At 62.7% G+C, this 18,162-nt stretch carries 18 protein-coding genes; 5 read left to right on the forward strand and 13 right to left on the reverse strand.

Going from position 1 to position 18,162, the window contains the following annotated elements:
- Positions 1–67: 67 nt before the first annotated feature.
- Positions 68–775 carry an alpha/beta fold hydrolase gene (locus ACFORG_RS17045; protein ID WP_386736735.1) on the forward strand — a complete coding sequence of 236 codons (708 nt, stop codon included), beginning with the start codon at positions 68–70 and terminating at the stop codon, positions 773–775.
- Here the strand turns inward: ACFORG_RS17045 and ACFORG_RS17050 are convergent.
- Together ACFORG_RS17050 and phaZ are read right to left on the reverse strand one after the other, a co-directional pair.
- Positions 766–1,344: a DUF6151 family protein gene (locus ACFORG_RS17050; protein ID WP_386736736.1), complete on the reverse strand. Its 579-nt coding sequence runs from the start codon at positions 1,342–1,344 to the stop codon at positions 766–768. The genes ACFORG_RS17045 and ACFORG_RS17050 overlap by 10 nt on opposite strands.
- A 2-nt stretch (positions 1,345–1,346) precedes the next feature.
- The gene (gene phaZ, locus ACFORG_RS17055) at positions 1,347–2,621 is read right to left on the reverse strand and encodes a polyhydroxyalkanoate depolymerase (protein WP_386736737.1); all 1,275 of its coding nucleotides are present in this window, start codon (positions 2,619–2,621) and stop codon (positions 1,347–1,349) included.
- A 109-nt stretch (positions 2,622–2,730) separates the two neighbouring features.
- Here phaZ and ACFORG_RS17060 point away from each other — a divergent pair, with 109 nt between their 5' ends.
- A complete protein-coding gene (locus ACFORG_RS17060; RefSeq protein WP_386736738.1) occupies positions 2,731–4,536 on the forward strand; it encodes a PHA/PHB synthase family protein in 1,806 nt (601 codons plus the stop codon).
- Positions 4,537–4,677: 141 nt separating this feature from the next.
- Positions 4,678–5,133, forward strand: coding sequence for a phasin family protein (locus ACFORG_RS17065; protein WP_386736739.1), 456 nt, complete (start codon positions 4,678–4,680; stop codon positions 5,131–5,133).
- Positions 5,134–5,214: 81 nt separating this feature from the next.
- On the opposite strand, the gene ACFORG_RS17070 is transcribed toward ACFORG_RS17065, so the two are convergent.
- Genes ACFORG_RS17070 through ACFORG_RS17080 form a run of 3 tightly spaced genes read right to left on the reverse strand, consistent with a single transcriptional unit; the run spans position 5,215 to position 7,800 of the window.
- A complete protein-coding gene (locus ACFORG_RS17070) occupies positions 5,215–6,852 on the reverse strand; it encodes a GMC oxidoreductase (RefSeq protein WP_386736740.1) in 1,638 nt (545 codons plus the stop codon).
- The gene (locus ACFORG_RS17075; protein WP_386736741.1) at positions 6,840–7,292 is read right to left on the reverse strand and encodes a hypothetical protein; all 453 of its coding nucleotides are present in this window, start codon (positions 7,290–7,292) and stop codon (positions 6,840–6,842) included. Before ACFORG_RS17075 ends, ACFORG_RS17070 begins: the two co-directional genes overlap by 13 nt.
- Before the next feature lie 19 nt (positions 7,293–7,311).
- On the reverse strand, positions 7,312–7,800 hold the full coding sequence (locus tag ACFORG_RS17080; RefSeq protein ID WP_386736742.1) for a hypothetical protein: 489 nt from the start codon (positions 7,798–7,800) through the stop codon (positions 7,312–7,314).
- A gap of 163 nt (positions 7,801–7,963) precedes the next feature.
- Here ACFORG_RS17080 and phaR point away from each other — a divergent pair, with 163 nt between their 5' ends.
- Positions 7,964–8,524 (forward strand): polyhydroxyalkanoate synthesis repressor PhaR, encoded by a 561-nt coding sequence (phaR, locus tag ACFORG_RS17085; RefSeq protein ID WP_386736743.1) that lies wholly within the window; start codon positions 7,964–7,966, stop codon positions 8,522–8,524.
- Positions 8,524–9,285 carry a trypsin-like serine peptidase gene (locus tag ACFORG_RS17090; RefSeq protein WP_386736744.1) on the forward strand — a complete coding sequence of 254 codons (762 nt, stop codon included), beginning with the start codon at positions 8,524–8,526 and terminating at the stop codon, positions 9,283–9,285. Before phaR ends, ACFORG_RS17090 begins: the two co-directional genes overlap by 1 nt.
- Before the next feature lie 3 nt (positions 9,286–9,288).
- Here ACFORG_RS17090 and ACFORG_RS17095 read toward each other — a convergent pair whose 3' ends face one another.
- The 8 genes from ACFORG_RS17095 to ACFORG_RS17130 form a co-directional block, all read right to left on the reverse strand.
- The gene (locus ACFORG_RS17095; RefSeq protein ID WP_386736745.1) at positions 9,289–10,488 is read right to left on the reverse strand and encodes a DegT/DnrJ/EryC1/StrS family aminotransferase; all 1,200 of its coding nucleotides are present in this window, start codon (positions 10,486–10,488) and stop codon (positions 9,289–9,291) included.
- 112 nt (positions 10,489–10,600) lie between these two features.
- A complete protein-coding gene (locus tag ACFORG_RS17100) occupies positions 10,601–11,905 on the reverse strand; it encodes an NAD(P)/FAD-dependent oxidoreductase (RefSeq protein ID WP_386736746.1) in 1,305 nt (434 codons plus the stop codon).
- A gap of 8 nt (positions 11,906–11,913) precedes the next feature.
- The gene (locus tag ACFORG_RS17105; protein ID WP_386736747.1) at positions 11,914–13,272 is read right to left on the reverse strand and encodes a glutamine synthetase family protein; all 1,359 of its coding nucleotides are present in this window, start codon (positions 13,270–13,272) and stop codon (positions 11,914–11,916) included.
- A complete protein-coding gene (locus ACFORG_RS17110) occupies positions 13,272–13,952 on the reverse strand; it encodes a type 1 glutamine amidotransferase (RefSeq protein ID WP_386736748.1) in 681 nt (226 codons plus the stop codon). Before ACFORG_RS17110 ends, ACFORG_RS17105 begins: the two co-directional genes overlap by 1 nt.
- Positions 13,953–14,013: 61 nt before the next feature.
- The gene (locus ACFORG_RS17115; RefSeq protein ID WP_386736749.1) at positions 14,014–15,333 is read right to left on the reverse strand and encodes a glutamine synthetase family protein; all 1,320 of its coding nucleotides are present in this window, start codon (positions 15,331–15,333) and stop codon (positions 14,014–14,016) included.
- Positions 15,334–15,582: 249 nt separating this feature from the next.
- Positions 15,583–16,389 carry an ABC transporter permease gene (locus tag ACFORG_RS17120; RefSeq protein ID WP_386736750.1) on the reverse strand — a complete coding sequence of 269 codons (807 nt, stop codon included), beginning with the start codon at positions 16,387–16,389 and terminating at the stop codon, positions 15,583–15,585.
- Positions 16,386–17,273 (reverse strand): ABC transporter permease, encoded by an 888-nt coding sequence (locus ACFORG_RS17125; protein WP_386736751.1) that lies wholly within the window; start codon positions 17,271–17,273, stop codon positions 16,386–16,388. Before ACFORG_RS17125 ends, ACFORG_RS17120 begins: the two co-directional genes overlap by 4 nt.
- A gap of 128 nt (positions 17,274–17,401) precedes the next feature.
- Positions 17,402–18,136 (reverse strand): transporter substrate-binding domain-containing protein, encoded by a 735-nt coding sequence (locus ACFORG_RS17130; RefSeq protein ID WP_386736752.1) that lies wholly within the window; start codon positions 18,134–18,136, stop codon positions 17,402–17,404.
- Between the last annotated feature and the right edge of the window lie 26 nt (positions 18,137–18,162).

Genomic DNA, 18,162 nt, shown 5'->3' on the forward strand with positions numbered 1-18,162 from the left:
GCATGCAAAACCCTCATGCTGCGCGCGAGACCCGGCCCCGAGACCTTGCCCCCGAGGGACATTTGACATGACCGAACCCGTGGTTCTGCTGCCCGGCATGATGTGCGACGCGCGGCTCTATCACCACCAGATGCTGCACCTTTCGCGCGAGCGGGCGGTGACGATTGCGCCGATCACGCAGGGCGAGCGGGTCGAGGAAATCGCCAGCGGGCTGCTCGACCAGTTGCCCAAACGGTTTGCGCTTGCTGGTCTGAGCATGGGTGGCATCGTCGCGATGGAGATTCTGCGGCGCGCACCGGACCGAGTGACGCGGATCTGCCTGATGGATACCGACGCTCTGGCCGACACGCCGCAGATCGCCGCCGCGCGTGAGCCGATGATCGTGGGCGCGCGGGCAGGACGGCTGGACGAGGTCATGAAACAGGCGATCCGACCCGAATTCCTGGCACCGGGCGCCGGGCGGGTAGCCGTTCTGGAGCAGGTTATGGAAATGGCGCGCGACCTTGGCCCCGAGGTGTTCGTGCGCCAGTCGCGGGCCTTGCAGCGCCGCCCGGATCAGCAGGGGACGCTTCGCAAGATCCGGGTGCCGGCCATGGTTCTGTGCGGGGCGCATGACGGGCTGACGCCGGTCAAGCGCCACAGCTTCATGGCGGAACTGATCGACGGGGCCGAGCTGCGGGTGATCGATGAGGCCGGACATATCCCCACGCTGGAAACGCCCGAAGCGGTTACAGCGGCCCTGCGCGACTGGCTTGCCATGGCGCGTCAATCATAGAGTTCGGCACGCTGCTCGCGGCTGAGGATCTGAGCCTCGGCGCGGGGTTTTCCACTTTCGGTGTCGAAGAACGGCGTCTGCCGCCAGCGCCCTGACAGGCGCGCGGTGAGCATCCGGCTGATGATGCCCCAGGCCATCGCGCCGCTGCCCGAGTTGCGAGGCTTGCCGCCCGGGCCGGGAACGAAGCTTTGCCCCCGCACGGGGCCAAGCCTGTCGGGTGTTTCGAAATTCTCTGTCAGAACTCCGACAAAGGGCAGCCGGGCAGAGGCGAGCGTGTTGAAGAGCGGTGTACCGCAACAGGTCGCATACCAGCGGAACAAACCCTTTGGACCAAGGCGGAACAGGCCGAGATGGTCTGCGCCGCTGTCGATATGAACGTGGTCGGGGCTGGTCTGGTAGATGTCGATCGGGTCAATTCTGCCCGAGGTCCCGCGCAGGTGACGGTCTGCGGCGCGGCAATCCGGACAATGACACGAAATGCGAAACCCGCCCCTGAGGGCGGGTTCATCCATATGGCCGCTCACCTTCCCGCATGTGCAGGAGAACCGGAGGGGGCCGCCCCCGGACATCGTCAGGCCGCGGCGTTCTTGTTCGCCGGTTGCGGTCCCTTGGGCCGGGTAGAGTTGGCGTTCATGAAGTCGATCACAAGTGGGCGGATGTTGTCGCGCCAACTGCGGCCGGCAAAGATACCGTAATGGCCTGCGCCCGGTTCGACATGGCTGGCCTTCTTCTCGGGCGGGAGCCCGGTGCAGAGATCGAGCGCGGCAATACACTGGCCCGGCGCCGAGATGTCGTCATTCGCGCCTTCGACGGTCTTGACCGCGACATTGGTGATCTTGCCGATATCGACCTTGTGACCGTCGACGATGAACTCGTTCTTGGCGATTTCGCGGTTCTTGAAGATCCGCTCGACCGTCGAAAGGTAGAATTCCGCGGTCATGTCCATCACGGCGAGATATTCGTCGTAGAACCGGTTATGCGCGTCATGATCCGACGCCTCGCCGCGGATGACGCGGTGGATCTGGTCGGAAAACGCCTTGGAATGGCGGTCGGCGTTCATCGACATGAAGGAGGCGAGCTGCAACAGGCCGGGATAGACCATGCGGCCGACGCCCTTGTACTTGAACCCGACGCGCTGGATCATCGTTTCTTCGAGCTGGCCCATGGTCACGCGGCGGCCGAAATCGGTCACCTCGGTCGGGGTCGCGTCGGGGTCGATCGGCCCTCCGATCAGCGTCAGCGACAGCGGCTGGGCATCGGGGTCCTGCTCGGCCAGGTAAGCAGTTGCGGCAAGCGTGAGGGGTGCCGGCTGGCAGACCGCAACGACATGGGTGTCGGGGCCGAGCTCACGCATGAAATCAACGAGGTAGAGCGTATAATCCTCGATGTCGAACTTGCCAGCCGAAACGGGGATGTCGCGCGCATTGTGCCAGTCGGTGATGTAGACTTCGCAATTGACGATCAGCGATTTCACGGTCGAACGCAGCAGTGTCGCGTAGTGTCCCGACATCGGCGCCACCAGCAGCACCTTGCGGGGCTGTTCCTCACGTCCGTTTACGTGAAAGTGGATCAGATCGCCAAAGGGCTTTTCGACGACCGTGCGAATATCGACCAGGTGATCCTTGCCGTCCTCGCAGGTGAAGGTGCGAATGCCCCAGTCGGGTTTGGCGACCATGCGCTCGAACGTGCGCTCGGTCACCTGGCCCCAGGCCGACATCCAGTTGAATACCGGATTCGGCAACATGCTGAACCAGGGATAGGACGCAAGCGAATTGGCCGAAGCGCCAAGCCATTGATTCGTATTTCTCATGCTTTCCATGAGATCGTAGGTCAACATGTAGCGCATCGGCGGTCTCCTGTGCCATGCTGGCGGGTGCGGTGCATTCGTCGCTTTGCGCCGAAACTCCCGCAGCAGTATTGCTGCATAGCAGAAAGGTTAGGGGGGATTCCTTAAAATGACAACTAGCGATGATCAGACACCTGAACCGACCGGCGAACATCTCGAACGGCTGAAGGAGAACATGGAGAAGGTCGAAACCCTCTCCAAGCGGTTGATCGAGGTGATGACGAGCAAGACGTCCCATAATCCCTCTCTCAATGCGCCGGATCAGCAGCTTTTTGCCAAGGCTGCAACGGCTTACTGGACGGATGCGGTTCAGAATCCGGCCCGGCTTCTGGAGCACCAGATCGAGTATTGGGGAAAGACGGTCCTCAATTTCGCCGAGGCGCAGCAGGCGGTCCTTAAGGGGGATGCCGCCGAGGACAAGCGCGACAAATTGGCCGACCGGCGCTTTGCGAACCCGATGTGGGAAAACAATCCTTACTTTAATTATATCAAGAACCAGTACCTGACGAATGCACAGGCAATTGCGCAAGCCGTCGACTCGGTCGAGGATATCGACGCCCGCGAGAAACGCCGCCTGACCTATTTCGCGCAACAGATCGTCGACATGATGGCGCCGACGAATTTTCTGGCCACCAATCCCGACGCTTTGGAAAAGGCGATCGAAACCGAAGGACAGTCGCTGATAAAGGGGCTGGAAAACCTAGTTGCGGATCTTGAGGCGAATAGCGGCGAACTGGTGGTTCGCCTTGCCGATGAAACAGCGTTCGAGGTCGGCGGCAATATCGGCACGGCCCCTGGTGAGGTCGTCTATCGCAACCGGATGATGGAGCTGATCCAGTACACGCCGACGACCGAGACGGTGCACGAGATCCCGCTGGTCATCTTCCCGCCCTGGATCAACAAGTTCTACATTCTCGACCTCAAGCCGCAGAACAGCTTGATTCGCTGGGCGGTGGATCAGGGATACACCGTCTTTGTGGTGAGTTGGGTAAATCCCGACGCCAGCTATGCCGACACTGGCCTAGAGGATTACGTCAAGGACGGGTTCCTGACGGCCATCGACGAGGTCAAGAAGATCTGCGGAACCCGCCAGGTGAACGCGGTTGGCTATTGCATCGCGGGAACGACGCTGAGCATGACACTGTCGCTGATGAAACAGCAGGGCGACAAGTCGGTGAAATCGGCCACCTTCTTTACCGCGCTCACCGATTTCAGCGATCAGGGCGAATTCACACCCTTCCTTCAGAACGATTTCATTGACGGGATAGAGGAAGAAGTCAAAAAGCAGGGCGTCCTGCGTTCCTATATCATGGCGCGGACCTTCTCGTACCTGCGGTCGGTCGACCTGGTCTATGGCCCCGCGATCCGCAGCTACATGTTGGGGGAAACGCCACCGGCCTTCGATCTGCTCTACTGGAATGGTGATGGCGCAAACCTGCCGGCCAAGATGACGGTGCAGTATCTGCGCGGATTGTGTCAGCGAAACGAATTCGCCGAAGACGGGTTCGAGCTGATGGGCCACAAGCTGCATGTGCGCGATGTGGATGTGCCGCTGATGGCGATCACCTGCGAGACCGATCACATTGCCGCGTGGAAAGACTGCTATCGCGGCGTTCAGAAGATGGGATCGCGCTCCAAGACCTTTGTTGTCTCCGAGTCCGGCCACATCGCGGGGATCGTCAATCCGCCCACCAAGAAGAAATACGGCCATTACACCAATCCCGACCTGAAGCTTGCGGCCGACGAGTGGATGAAGAGTGCCGATTACCACGAGGGATCGTGGTGGCCTATGTGGGACAACTGGCTGAAGAAGCGCGCGGGCAAGCAGGTTCCGGCCCGTGAACCCGGCGATTCGGAGCATGAGCCGATCGCTCCGGCGCCCGGCACCTATGTCGTGGCCAAGGCAAGTGGTTGATCCGGTTGAGTCTCTGAAGAATTTCTGCGGCGCAGAAAAAATATCTTGAAATGCTGCGTCGCAGCATGCATATTCTTCTCAAGCCGACGCACCGGGGTGGGCCCGGACACGGCACAGAGTTTAGAAATGAGGACCAGGACCATGGCAAAGACCCAAGACTTTACCGCCATCATGAAAGACATGATGGGTGCATTCCCCGTCGACACCACCGCGATGGAAGACGCGTTCAAGACCACCGCGACCCTGAACGAGAAACTGTCGGGCGTTGCTCTCGAAGCCGCTGAAAAATCGGCCGAGATCTCGAACAAGTGGACCAAAGAAACCATCGCCAAGATGGCCGAAATGTCCAAGGCAAAGGCAGAGCCTGCCGATTACGCCAAGGCCGTGACCGATTTCGCATCGGCCCAGGCAGAAGTCGCAGCCGAAAACATGGCCGCCTTCGCCGAGATCGCGAAAAAAGTCCAGATGGACACGGTCGAACTGATGATGGCAGCAGGCAAGGACCTCTCCGAGGACGCAACCGCGGCCGTCAAGAAGGCCACCAACGAAGTGACGGCCGCTGCCAAGAAGACCGCGACGGCTGCTGCTGCGAAGTAAGCATTACGCTGAGTTGCACCATCTCCTCCCAACCTTAGGTGCAATCACGTTGGGGCAGGTCCTAAGACCTGCCCCTTTTTTTTATGCCATCGCGGCGTCAGCGGCCCGAACGGCAAGCGCGTGAATGGTCAGGCTGGGTGCCGCTCCGCCCCCGGAAGACGGAAAGACGCTTGCATCGGCGATGAAGAGGTTGTCGATCTCGTGGCTACGGCAATGCGGGTCGACAACACCGGTCTGCGCATCGGACGACATCCGGCACGTTCCCGCCAGATGCGTCGAGCTGAAACGGTCTGCGACGCTTGTCTCTTCGAGAATTGTGGTCACCCCTGCCGCGCGGAGCAAGGTTCGCCCCTCCTGCGCCATCGCGGAGAGACGCTTCAGGCTGTCGCCGGTCAGGACAGAAGATACGACCGGAAGAGCAACGCCCATTGCATCATTTTGGTCTTGTGACAAGGTAATGCGGCTGCGGTCGTCCGGTACCACTTCTCCAACCGCACCTACGGCGAGCGCGGAACCGAAAGCATCCCGCAGATCGGATTGGAACACGCTGCCAAATCCGGTAATCAGCCTTGTTCCGTACGAGATCGGCCCGACCAGCCCTATTTCCTGCGTGGCGTGTGACAGTTTGAACCCGCCCGTTCCATCAGCGCGTGAAAGCGGCGCGAGAAAATCGTTGCAAACAGCATCGGCGGGCAGGCCCATATGCGAGTTGCGCAGTCCGGGGGCGAGCCCGGCAGCGCTCCAGCTCAGCGTCTCCATGAAGTTGCGCCCCACCTGGCCGGATCCGTTGGCGACACCCTCGGGATAATCCGTCGATGCGCTTGCCAACAGCAGGCGCGGGGTTTGCACCGCCCCCGCACAGAGCATCAGGATCGGTGTTTCTATTCTCCGCAGGCGCCCTTGTACCAGCGCCTCGACCGCGGCAATCCGTCGGCCGGCAGCCGGGATCAGGCGCACGACAGGGGTGTCGGCCCTAACCGTCAGGCGGCCGGTGCCCGCGGCGTGGCGCAGGAACGTCACGTCGGCGGAGCCCTTGTCGCCCAAGGGACATCCACGGCTGCAATTTGCGCAGTAATTGCAGGCCGGTCGATCGTCATAAGGAGCACCCAGCGCGGCACGGGTGTTGGCCTGCCACCCGAGGCCAAGCATGGTCGCAGCACGGCCCAATCTTGCGGCACCGGGGCTCAGCGGGTGCGGCGGCAAGGGGAGGTGCGGGTCCGCGCCCGCAACCCCGATGAGATGTTCACATAGAGCGTAGTAGGGCGCGAGTTCCTCCAACCCGAAAGGCCAGTCCACCCCGTGTCCCGTCAAGCGGCGCAGGGCGAACGTGTCCGGGTGAAAACGATGCGCCTCGCCGACATAGCGCAGCGTTGTGCCGCCAATGCCTTGAACATGATGAATTCCCCGGCCGCCCACCTGCCGACGATCGCCATACGACAAAGCGCCCCAAACCGCGTTGAATGATCGCGGCACTTCGGTGTCGTGCGGAATGGGTCCGAGATCGCCGAAGAGGATTTCGGCCCGGCTGCCAGGCTTCGTCGGAAAATCGTGACGTTCCCAATCCGGATTGGTCAGAGGGTAGTCGATTGCAGGATCGAACCTTGGACCCGCCTCGAGCAGGAGGACATTCAAGCCCTTTTCTGCCATTCGCCATGCCGCCGCTGCGCCACCTGCACCAGAGCCGATAACGACGGCATCATGTCCGGTCAGCGCGTCCACGGGGGCTGATATCCATCCGGTTGTGGCGCTGACGCGAGCGCCATTCCCATGCGCGCTTCGGGCTGGGAGTAGTGCAATTCGATGGCCAAACGGCGAACGAGGGCAAGATAATAGCCCTGTGGCGTCTGTGTGCCCGCGTCCTGCATCCACGCGAGGACAGCATCCTGTTGCTCGATCGGTCGCGTGGCGAATTCGGGGCCACCATCGTTGAGCCACCTTGTCACATTGTTCGTGATTTCTGACCAGTCGGTGCTTTTGACTAGAATTGTGTCGATTTCGGAAACGATAGCGACAACCTCGCCGGACGGGGTCACGCCGTCGCCCGGCAGGATGCGCGAGACCATTGCCCCCAGCGTTTCGCGCCGCAGTACTGCATCAGGCGCTTGCGCGACAGCGGCGACCGGCGCCATCAACGGACCCATGGCCGCCAGAACGGCCATGCGAAGTACGTGTCGTCGATCAGAACCCTTCAATGGAATGCGCGCCGATATACCCTTCAAGCCCCGTGGTGAAGTCATAGTCGGCACCGGCCGCCCAGTACTTGCCGTTCGCTCCCAGAACGCCAAGAAAACTCTGACTTTCGAAGTTGTAGCCAAAGCCCAGTTCGCCCTGAACGTCTTCGTCTCCGACAAGCCCCGTAATCTTGAATTTGCGGAGGCCGAACCCGTCATTCAACCGGAAATGCAAAGCAGCCTTGCCGCCTGTCACGTCTCCCGACGTATCTGTTTCGCCTGAGGCCACGCCGAGTATCCCCTCGAGCGTGGGGGCGCCGCTGCCGAACAGAAGATTCAGGCCGACATAAAGTGTCGTGTCGGAACTGTTCGTGGCAACCCCGGCGGGGGGCGGCGGTGGTGGAGGAGGACCGACGCCAGCCAGGGCAGGTCCGTATCCGAGTGCGGTTGTCGAAAGCAATGCCGCCGAAAGCAAGACTGACATCCGTGATGTCATCATTCGTTTCCTTCGGAAGGTTGCCCGACCCCTGATGAATCGTAGCAGGAAACTGCTTTCGGATACAAATTTTGATGCGCGGGGGCCGTGTTCCGCGCTCTTTTCTTTTGTGCTGCGCTCGCATACGGTTGCTGCGATGCATCATCGCCGGGGAGGAATTCGGGTGGCCGAACAGGATAAACCGCTGCTCATCAAACGGTATGCCAGCCGTCGTCTCTACAACACCGAAACCAGCGACTATGTCACGCTCGAAGACATCGCGGGTTTCATTCGCGAAGGGCGCGAGGTGCAGATCGTCGATCTCAAGACCGGCGACGACCTGACGCGACAGTATCTCCTTCAGATCATTGCCGAACATGAAAGCCGGGGTGAGAACGTGCTACCGGTCAACGTGCTCAACGACCTGGTGCGCAGCTACATGGTGCCGGGCGGGGGCATGATGCCGCAATTCCTGCAAAGCTCCTTCGAGATGCTGCGCGAAAGCCAGTCGAAGATGATGGAGAACATGAACGCCATGAACCCGATGTCACAGATGCCGGGGTTCGAGGCGATGCAGGCGCAGCAGCGCGCCTTTCTCAAGGCGATGACCGGTGGATTGTCGGGCCAGTGGTCGGGGCCGGACCGGGACCGTGACGGGGATGGCGACGGTGACACGGCCGAGGATCTGGACACCATCAAGAAGCAACTAGCCGACCTGCAAAAGAAACTGTCCAAGCTGAGCTGATGTGGCGGGCCGCCGCCACTGTCCTTTGGATCTCGATGGCAGGAGCGGCTGCAGCGCAGGCTCTGTTGACCCCGGCATGGGATGATATCTGCGCGCTGGGATCCGAGCGCGAGACGGGCTGTGCGGCCATCCGCGACCGGCAGACGGTGACTGCCAGCGAACGACCGTGGAGCGCGATCGGACGAGTTAATTTCGCCAGCACGGATATCCGGTCGCATTGCACTGGCGTGTTGATCGGCGAGCGGTTGGTACTGACCGCCGCGCATTGTCTGTGGAACGCGCCGCGCAAGCGATGGATTCCCCCGGAAAGCCTGCGGTTCGTGGCGGGATACCAACAAGGGCGCGCTGCGGCTGTCTCGAACGTCAGGGGGTATCGCATGGATCCCTCGCAGGGGCGGGCCGGGGTTTTCGATACGAGGGTGGCGGTCGACTGGGCCTTGCTGGAGCTTGCCGAACCCATCGGACGCGATGTGGGAACCTTGCCGCTTGCCACGAGCGGAGAGGCACCTTTTGCTGCCGGTTATCCGGCGCTGCGCCCACACCTGCTCAGCCGGACGGATAACTGCGCGACACGCCGCACGGCAGAGGGGCTTTTGCGCGCGCATTGTCCGCTGATGAAGGGGGATTCAGGCGCACCATTGCTGACCGAGGGGCCGGAGGGGTTGCGCGTGCTGGGCATTCTTTCCCGAGTCGCCCCGACGCCCAAAGGCATCGAGGCGGTCTTTCTGCCTTACGCGTTGTTCGGCGTTGACGAGACCTGACCCTCAGGTGCCGTAGGCGCGTGCAGGGCCGGTCACCTCGGCCAGTGCATCCAGCAGGATATCGGCGATCACGTCGAGCTCGCCTTGAGTAAGGCGCACGGGCAGCCGCACGTCGCAGGCCCGCATCAGCATCGCGCGGGTCTGTGGCAGCTCTACCTGCTCTGGCAGGAACTGCCAGTTCCAGAAGGCGCGGGCATTGTCCTGGCTCAACCCGAAGACCTGAACCTTGACGCCACGGGCCTCGGCCGCTGCGGCAAAGGCGCGGGTCTCGGCCTCGTCAAGGCCCAGCAGATTGAACTGTATGGAATCGGGTGCGCGCCGTTCCGGTGCGAGCGGTGCAGGGACGTCGATGAAGGCACTCATGCCGAGTTTCGCAGCAACATAGTCATGGTTGCGCAACCCGTCTTTCACGCGCCGCGCCAGTTCCGGCAACTGCGGTCTAATCACTGCGGCAGACAGGTTGTTCATGCGAAGATTGTAGAGCGGCAACTGGTTCTGCCACTTGGTAAAGGCCTTCGACAGCTCGGCGTCGGGCTTGTGTTTTTTCCATGCATGCTCGTATGCGCCCGACATGATGACGGCGCGCGCGACGAGGTCGGCATCGTCGGTGACGAGAATGCCGCCTTCGCCAGCGTTAATCATCTTGTAGGACTGGAACGAGAAACAGCCGACGCGCCCGATCGTGCCGATGTTTCGGCCTGCCCATGTGGTACCCAATGAATGAGCGGCATCCTCGATCACAGGCAGCCCACGCGCGTCGCACAGTGCCATGATCGCGTCCATGTCGGAGGTATGGCCGCGCATATGGCTGATGATGACGGCCTGCACATTGTCGAGCTTCGCCTCGAAATCGGCGAGGTTCACCCGGTAGTTCTCGCCAACTTCGCACAGGACGGGAATGCATTCGGCATGCACGACCGACGAGGGCACGGCAGCGAAGGTGAAGCCGGGGATCAGCACCCGAGAGTCTCGCGGCAGATCCAGCGCCTTGAGCGACAGGAAGAGAGCTGCCGAGCAGGACGAAACGGCCAAGGCGTAGCGTGTGCCCATGAGATCCGCGAATTCCGCCTCTAGCAGAGAAACCGGCGCATCCTGTGGTGCCGTGTAGCGAAACAGGTCGCCCGATTGCATCAGGGCGTCGATGGCCTCACGTGCCGCGTCGGGGATGGGTTCGGCAGCGTGAACATTTGGAGGTTGCGTCATATTTCAGATTCCTGAATTCCCATTTTGGGAAACATAAATCCATTCGATGGCGCAGGCCAAATGGAATCTGCCCGGCGCGGGCAGATTTCATGAAATCGTCACGTGTCCGGTGTCAGACGCCCAGCCGGTCGCGCAGGGCGTACCAACTCATCGCCAGTACAAGGAGTGGCGAACGCAACGCCGGACCGCCGGGAAAGGGCAGGCTGGGGATGCTGGCCATTGCATCGAACCCGTCAGTCTCGCCCGCGATGGCCTGTGCCATCAGTTGGCCGGCATGCGTGGCCGTACCAACGCCATGGCCGGAATAGCCCGAGGCAGACAGGATGTTCGGCCCGACCCGGGCAAGGTAGGGCATCCGCCGCATGGTGATCGCCAGCGTCCCGCCCCAGGCATAGTCGATGCGGATGTCGCGCAAATGCGGAAAGATCTCGGTCATCGGTTTGCGCACCAGCGCCGCGATGTCGGACGGAAAGCGATAGCCATAGGTTTCGCCACCGCCCCAGAGCAGTCGCTTGTCGCGGCTCAGTCGGAAATAATTCACCACGAACTTGGTATCCGCCATCGCCACGTCGCGCGACAGTACCTGCGCCGCGTCATCGCCCAGCGGTTCGGTGGCGACGATGAAGTTGTTGATCGGCATGACACGCGCGGCAACCTTCGGTGCCAGCCTGCCGAGATAGCCGTTGCAGGCGAGGATCACGTGATCCGCCGTGACGGTGCCGCCCGCGCTGCGCAGCACGACGGGGCCGCCCTCCCGCAGGTCGAGCACCTCGGTACCTTCGTAAATGATGGCGCCGGCGGCTTCGGCCGCGCGGGCAAGACCCAGCACATAGTTCAGAGGATGCAGATGGGCGGAATGCTCATCAAGGATGCCGCCGTGGTAAAGCGGCGACGGGCAGAGCGCGCCCATCGTGTCACGGTCCAGCTTTTCGATCCCACCGCGGCCATAGCGTTCCTGCAGGAAATCGGCATAGCCGTGCATTTCCTTTGTTTCTTTCGCGGTGAAGCCCGCAACGCCGACGCCGGGCTTCAGATCGCAGTCGATTTCGTGCCTTGCGATCAGGTTCTTGGTCAGGTTCAGCGCGTCCTCGGCCAACTCCCAAAGGCGGTCGGCATCGGCGCGGCCCATCAGGGCCTCGATCTCGTCCTGCTCCTTGCGCTGACCCATGATCAGCTGGCCGCCGTTTCGACCCGATGCACCGAAGCCCGCCCTGTGCGCCTCGAGCACGACAACACGCCGTCCGGCCTCGGCCAGGTGCAGCGCGGCGGACAGCCCGGTATAGCCCGCGCCGACGATGCAGACATCGGCGCGCACCTCGCCATCCAGCGCGGAGCGCTGCGGTGGAGGGTTGGCCGTAGCTGCGTACCAACTGCGCGGATACTCGCCCGCGCGGTCATTCGAATAGAGCAGGTTCATCGCGCGCCTCAGACGTTGAGCAACAGGTGCTCGCGCTCCCACGGGGAGATGACTTGCAGGAATTCCTCGTATTCCGCGCGCTTCACGATGCCGTAGACCCGGGCGAATTCTTCGCCAAGCACCTTGTGCAGGGCGGTGGCCTCGTCAAAAAGTTCCAGCGCCTGGCCCATGACTTGGGGGATATCGCCTTCGCCCTCATAGGCGTCGCCGTAGAATTGGCGGCGCGGGCGTTTCTCTTCCATCAGGCCGAGATACCCGCAGGCGAGCGAGGCGGCGATGCCCAGGTATGGGTTGCAATCCATACCCGCGATCCGGTTCTCGATCCGTCGGCTGTCGGGGCCCGAAAGCGGAACGCGAATGCCCGTCGTCCGGTTGTCGCGCGCCCATTCGAGGTTGATGGGGGCCGCGTGGTCGCGCACGTAGCGCCGGTAGGAGTTCACGTAGGGCGCCATCACGGCAAGCGCGGCGGGCATGTGGTTCTGCAGCCCCGCGATGAAGTGATAGAACGCATCCGTCTCGCCGCCTTGCGGTCCGACGAACACGTTTCGCCCGGTTTCCATGTCGACGATGGAGTGATGAATATGCATCGCGCTGCCAGGCTCATCCGCGATGGGCTTGGCCATGAAGGTTGCGAAACAGTCATGTCGCAACGCTGCCTCGCGGATCAGGCGTTTGAAATAGAACACCTCGTCGGCCAATTTGACCGGATCGCCGTGGCGCAGGTTGATTTCCAGCTGACCGGCCCCGCCTTCCTGCGTGATGCCGTCGATCTCGAACCCCTGTGCCTCGGCGAAATCGTAGATGTCATCAATCACCGGTCCGAACTCGTCCACGGCCGTCATCGAATAGGCTTGCCGCGCGGCGGCAGGGCGGCCCGAACGGCCCGTCATCGGTTCGATGTCGCGCGCGGGGTCGAGGTTACGCGCGATCAGGAAGAATTCCATTTCCGGCGCGACGATGGGTTTCCAGCCCTGTTCCTTGTAAAGGCCGACCACCCGCTTGAGCACGTTGCGCGGGCTGAAGGGGATCGGGTCGCCATCGCGGTCATAGGCGTCATGGATTACCTGCAGGGTCCAGTCGCCGGTCCAGGGGGCAGCGGTGGCCGTGCCCATGTCGGGCTTGAGGATCATGTCGCGTTCGATGAACCCGTCTTCGCCCGCGGCCTCGCCCCAGTCGCCGGTGATGGTCTGGTAAAAAATGCTGTCGGGCAGGTGGAAATAGCTTTGCCGCGCGAATTTCGACGCAGGCACGGCCTTGCCACGGGCGATGCCGGGCAGGTCGGCGATCACGCATTCGACCTCGTCCAGCCGGCGGTTTTCCAGGTAGGCCTGCGCAGGGCCGGGAAGTTGCTTTGTCCAGTCGGCCATCACATGCGCTCCTTGAGGAAGAACTCGGCCATCTGCCTGCCGACGGACGAGGCATCGACCGGACCGGCAAGGTGTTCCGAGGCTTTGGCGAGTTGATCGTCCGGGATGACACCCTTGCCTCGGGTCCGGATCAGCCCGGCGATGAAATCAGTATCATATTCGGGATGCGGCTGAACCGTCCAGATCGTGTCGCCATAGGCGAGGATCGCATTCTGGCAGAATGCGTTGCCGGCAAGAACGCGGGCGCCCTCGGGCCGTTCGGTCACCTGGTCCTGATGCCAGGCATTCAGCGTAAGCGAGCCGGTTTCGGTCTCGTAGGTCGTGCGCCCGATGGCCCACCCACCCGAGAATTTTTCGACCTTGCCGCCAAGCGCCTGGGCGATGATCTGGTGGCCGAAACAGACACCGATAAGTGGCAGTGCGGCAGCATGAATCTCGCGGATCAGCTGCTCCAACGGAGGGATCCAGGCGTGGTCCTCGTAGGCGCCATGGCGCGAACCGGTGATCAGCCAGCCGTCCGCGGCAAGGGCCCCGTCGGGAAAGACGCCGTCGACAACGGCATAGGTTTCGAAGGTAAACCCATGCCCGCCGAGGAGGGATTCAAACATGAAATCGTAGTCTCCGGTGCGCTCGATAAGCGAATCCGGGGCGTGGCCGGTTTGCAGGATGCCGATCTTCATAAATCACCAATTTGATCAAATTCAGCCTATCGCAGCGATCCGCGATGGGCAAGGGAGGGGATCAGACCGCTTCGAGATAGCTCAGCCAGTGTCGGTCCGGCGGGCGGTCGGCGAAGCGGGCGATCTCTTGCCGCTTGGTCATCGACATATACCGGATCAGGTCGGCGGGAAAGATGCGTGCAATGCGCGGATCGCTTTCGAAGCTGTCCACCGCCGCGGTCAGGTCGGCGGTGAGGCGCGGCAGGCCGGTCAGATCATAGGCGTTGCCACGGACGGGGGCGGGCGGCTGGGCGGCGTTCTCGATCCCGGTCAGCGCCGCGCCGAGGATGGCGGCCAGCACGAGGTAGGGATTGGTGTCGCCGCCCGCGACGCGGTGCTCGATACGCCGTGCGGCAGGCGCGCCGCCGGGGACGCGTAGCGCGGTGGTACGGTTCTCATAGGCCCAGCAGGCCATGGTCGGCGCATGGGCGCCGGGCACCAGCCGGTCATAGGAATTGCCGTGCGGCGCAAAGACCAGCGAGCTTGCGGGCATCGCGGCAAGGCAGCCGGCGATGGCGTGGCGCAGCAGGTCGGTACCCTTTGCCCCGCCATCGTCGAAGATATTGCGCCCCTCGGCGTCGCAGACCGAGAAATGCACATGCATCCCGTTGCCCGCATCGTCACCGTAAAGCTTGGCCATGAAGGTCGCGGCAAAGCCGTGCTGGCGGGCCAGCCCCCGCACAAGCGCCTTGAAAAGCCATGTATCGTCGGCGCAGCGCAACGCGTCCTGATGGTTGAGATTGATCTCGAACTGGCCGATCCCGCTTTCGGAAATGGCGGTCTGGGCGGGAATGCCCATATCCTCGCACGCGTCGTAGAGCGCGTCGAAAAAGGCGTCGAACGCATCCATCTCGGCAAGCGAGAGCACGGCCTCGTCATGCAGGCGGCGCCCCGTGATGGGGTTGAGCGGCGGCTGGGGAGCATCGCCGCTGGCGTCGAGCAGCGTGAACTCCAGCTCGGTCGCCGCGATCACGGTCCAGCCGCGCGCGGCGTAGCGGTCGAGAACCGATTTGAGCGCATGGCGCGGGTCGCCGGCAAAGGGGCGTCCATCCTCGTGAAACAGGCTCATGGGAACCAGCGCGGTGGTGGCCGCGAGCCAGGGAACCGGCACCGGCCCCCGCCCGGTGGGGAGCAGGATACCGTCGGCGTCGCCGCTGTCGAAGACCAGTGGGCTGCCATCGATATCGGCGCCCCAGAGATCGACGTTAAGCGCCGAATAGGGCATGCGCACCGCACCCTTGTCGAGCTTGTCGGCATAGTTGGCGGGGACCCGCTTGCCGCGCATCTGGCCGTTCAGGTCACAGGCGGCAACGCGCATCGTGTGCAGTGATTTGAGGTCCATCGGGGTCTCCATCGGCGGCATACCCGATGTCTAGCGCGGCCCGAATGCCCTGTCACGGGATTTGATCAAAAGTTTGGACGGATCACCGGCGGTACCTTGCCGGGCTCGGAAATTGACCGTTTTGTACGTGGTCCGGGCAACGGAATGACCGTTTTGTACAACGTGGTACCCCCTGCCGCGCCGTGGCTGCGGGGCGGTGAAGGTACCGTGTCGGAGACGTGCGAGAGCCGCGCGTGGCACGCGCAAAGGTTAACGGATCAGGTTCAGCCGCATCTTCATCCGGCCACGCTGTGCCGATGGCAGGTGCCGGTTCAGGCGCTGGTTCACGAGGCCGAACAGGCCGACGATCAGCAGGGTCAGCAGGATGAAGTAGAAGGCCAGGATCGGATAGGGGATGAAGGGGTTGAAGGTCTTGTCGGCAAAGTAGTTCGCGTAATAGAGCGCATCGCCCCGCTGCTGCCATGCCGGGAAGCCCGAGAAGAAGACCAGCGTGGTGGCGTGGAAAAGAAAGATCGCCTCGTTCGTATAGGCGGGCCATGCCAGCCGCAGCATGGTGGGCCATGTGATCTTGCGGAACTTGGACCATCCCGAGAAGCCGTAAGCATCGGCAGCCTCGATATCGCCCTTGGGGATCGAGCGCAGCGCGCCGTAGAAGATCTCGCCCGAGTAGGCGGCGGTGTTGAAGAAGAGCACGATCAGCGCGCCGAGCCACGCGGCGGTGAACGGGTCGAAGATGGGATGTACGCCTTTGAGGCTGAGGAACAGGAAGTAGGCGAAGAAGAACTGGATGAAGAGCGGCGAGCCGCGGAAGATGAAGATGAACCATTCGGCCGGTTTGCGGAACAGACGGTTTGTCGACGCCTTGCCAAGGGCCAGCGCGGTGGCGAGGAAGAAGCCGGTGGCGAGCGCGAGCACGCCGAAATAGACGTTCCAGATCATCCCCGAGCCGATCAGGGTGAAATGCTCGCAGAGCGTATAGCCCTCACGCGGGAGGAGCCGTTCGCCGATGCCGATGGAGCGCAGGCCGTAATCCTGAATCGTTTGCCAGCAGCTCATGCCGTCGTCTCCTTGCGCAGGAGCTCACCGCCCGAGGTGGCCTGACCGTGCGACAGGCGGCGCATCAGCCGTTCGAGCCCGATTTCGGACACGCGGGTCATGGCGAGGTAGAAGATCAGCAGGAACAGGAAGTACCACATCCGCCAGTCGCCATGCGGGTAATCGGTGAAGCGCGATGTCTTGGTGCCGCCCAGCTCGCGCGCCCAGTAAACGATATCCTCGATCCCCAGCAGGAAGAGGAGCGGCGTTGCCTTGATGAGCACCATCCACAGGTTCGACAGGCCCGGCAGCGCGTAGACCCACATCTGCGGCACGAGGATGCGCCAGAAGGTCTGTCGCCGGGTCATGCCGTAAGCCTCGGCCGTTTCAAGCTGGGCATGGGGCACGGCGCGCATGGCCCCGAAGAGCACGTTGGCCGCGAAGGCGCCGAAGACGATGGCAAAGGTGATGACGGCCAGGAAAAAGCCGTAGGTCTCGTGCACCCATTCCGGCGACGTGCCGAGCGGCAGCTTGGCCTGCGGACAGACGAGGAAGTCGGATCCCTGCCGGATCGGGTCGGTCCAGTCGGGGCAGAGGATCTGGTGGCGCGTCCATTCGAAGGCCTGGTCGAGCGCGATCACGAAGAAGAGGAAAAAGGCGATGTCGGGCACGCCGCGGACGATGGCGATGTAACCCTTGCCGAGCCAGCTGACCGGGGCGAACTGCGTCCGGGCCGCCATGGCGCCGAGAAAGCCGAAGCCCAGTGCCACCGGTGCGGTGATGGCGAGCAGGGCCAGCACCTTCACGAAGGACCAGTAGAAGGACATGTGCACGCCGTTCGTGAGGTAACACGAGAACCAGCGGATCGTGCCCAGGGTATCGGGGTCGGTGCAGTAAGGAAACATCGGGTCGCCTCGGCCGCTCTTTCAGCCCTGCGCGGGCTGTCACCGCGACGGTCCTGCCCGGAGAGGCCGTGCGCGAGCGTGTCGGGTGGGGCAGGGCGGGTCGGGAACCCGCCCTGCGGATGAACGTATCAGTAGGTCTGGGTGTCGTCGCCGAACCACTTCTTGAGCAGTTCATTCAGCGTGCCGTCCTCTTTCATCGAGGTGATGGCCGCGTCGAACTTCTCGCGCAGTTCGCCGTCGCTTTCGCGCAGGCCCATGCCGACGCCACCGCCCAGCGGAACCGGGTCGCCGACGAACATCAGCTCACCGCTCGATTCCTCGACCAACGGCACGAGGTAGTCGCGATCCGCGAAGACGGCGTCGGCCTCGCCGTTGCGGACGGCTGCGACGGTTTCCTCGGGGGTGGCGAATTCGACCAGGGTCGCGCCGGATTCGGCGACGTAGCCCGCCTGGATGGTGCCGGTCTGCGCGGCGATCACGCCGCCTTCGAGATCGGCGCCCTCGGCTGCCGCGACATAGGCCGAGGCGGTGGGCGGGTAGTAGTCCTGGGTGAAGTCGATGACCTCATCGCGCTCGTCGGTGATCGACATGCCCGCGACGATGGTGTCGTAGTTGCCCGACACGAGGTTGGGGATGATCGAATCCCAGTCGTTCTTGACCCATTCGCAGGTCAGTTCGGCGCGGGTGCACAGCTCGTCGCCCAGCTCGCGCTCGAAGCCGTCGATCTCGCCGGCGTCGTTGATGAAGTTATACGGAGGGTAGGCGCCCTCGGTGCCCATGCGCACGGTCTGCGAATGGCTGCCGGCCAATGCCATACCGGCGCCGAGCGCCAGTGCAGCGGTGGTCAGGATGAGTGTCTTCATGAGTGATTCCCCTGTTGAGACGTGGT

This window comes from Lutimaribacter marinistellae (assembly GCF_042648365.1).
GTDB lineage: Bacteria > Pseudomonadota > Alphaproteobacteria > Rhodobacterales > Rhodobacteraceae > Lutimaribacter_A > Lutimaribacter_A marinistellae.

What these genes read in the sequence shown, in the direction of transcription:
- ACFORG_RS17045 (WP_386736735.1), top strand. Translation starts at nt 68, where the DNA reads ATGACCGAACCCGTGGTTCTGCTGCCCGGCATGATGTGCGACGCGCGG.
- ACFORG_RS17050 (WP_386736736.1), bottom strand. Translation starts at nt 1,344, where the DNA reads ATGTCCGGGGGCGGCCCCCTCCGGTTCTCCTGCACATGCGGGAAGGTG.
- phaZ (WP_386736737.1), bottom strand. Translation starts at nt 2,621, where the DNA reads ATGCGCTACATGTTGACCTACGATCTCATGGAAAGCATGAGAAATACG.
- ACFORG_RS17060 (WP_386736738.1), top strand. Translation starts at nt 2,731, where the DNA reads ATGACAACTAGCGATGATCAGACACCTGAACCGACCGGCGAACATCTC.
- ACFORG_RS17065 (WP_386736739.1), top strand. Translation starts at nt 4,678, where the DNA reads ATGGCAAAGACCCAAGACTTTACCGCCATCATGAAAGACATGATGGGT.
- ACFORG_RS17075 (WP_386736741.1), bottom strand. Translation starts at nt 7,292, where the DNA reads ATGGCCGTTCTGGCGGCCATGGGTCCGTTGATGGCGCCGGTCGCCGCT.
- ACFORG_RS17080 (WP_386736742.1), bottom strand. Translation starts at nt 7,800, where the DNA reads ATGACATCACGGATGTCAGTCTTGCTTTCGGCGGCATTGCTTTCGACA.
- ACFORG_RS17090 (WP_386736744.1), top strand. Translation starts at nt 8,524, where the DNA reads ATGTGGCGGGCCGCCGCCACTGTCCTTTGGATCTCGATGGCAGGAGCG.
- ACFORG_RS17095 (WP_386736745.1), bottom strand. Translation starts at nt 10,488, where the DNA reads ATGACGCAACCTCCAAATGTTCACGCTGCCGAACCCATCCCCGACGCG.
- ACFORG_RS17100 (WP_386736746.1), bottom strand. Translation starts at nt 11,905, where the DNA reads ATGAACCTGCTCTATTCGAATGACCGCGCGGGCGAGTATCCGCGCAGT.
- ACFORG_RS17105 (WP_386736747.1), bottom strand. Translation starts at nt 13,272, where the DNA reads ATGGCCGACTGGACAAAGCAACTTCCCGGCCCTGCGCAGGCCTACCTG.
- ACFORG_RS17110 (WP_386736748.1), bottom strand. Translation starts at nt 13,952, where the DNA reads ATGAAGATCGGCATCCTGCAAACCGGCCACGCCCCGGATTCGCTTATC.
- ACFORG_RS17115 (WP_386736749.1), bottom strand. Translation starts at nt 15,333, where the DNA reads ATGGACCTCAAATCACTGCACACGATGCGCGTTGCCGCCTGTGACCTG.
- ACFORG_RS17120 (WP_386736750.1), bottom strand. Translation starts at nt 16,389, where the DNA reads ATGAGCTGCTGGCAAACGATTCAGGATTACGGCCTGCGCTCCATCGGC.
- ACFORG_RS17125 (WP_386736751.1), bottom strand. Translation starts at nt 17,273, where the DNA reads ATGTTTCCTTACTGCACCGACCCCGATACCCTGGGCACGATCCGCTGG.
- ACFORG_RS17130 (WP_386736752.1), bottom strand. Translation starts at nt 18,136, where the DNA reads ATGAAGACACTCATCCTGACCACCGCTGCACTGGCGCTCGGCGCCGGT.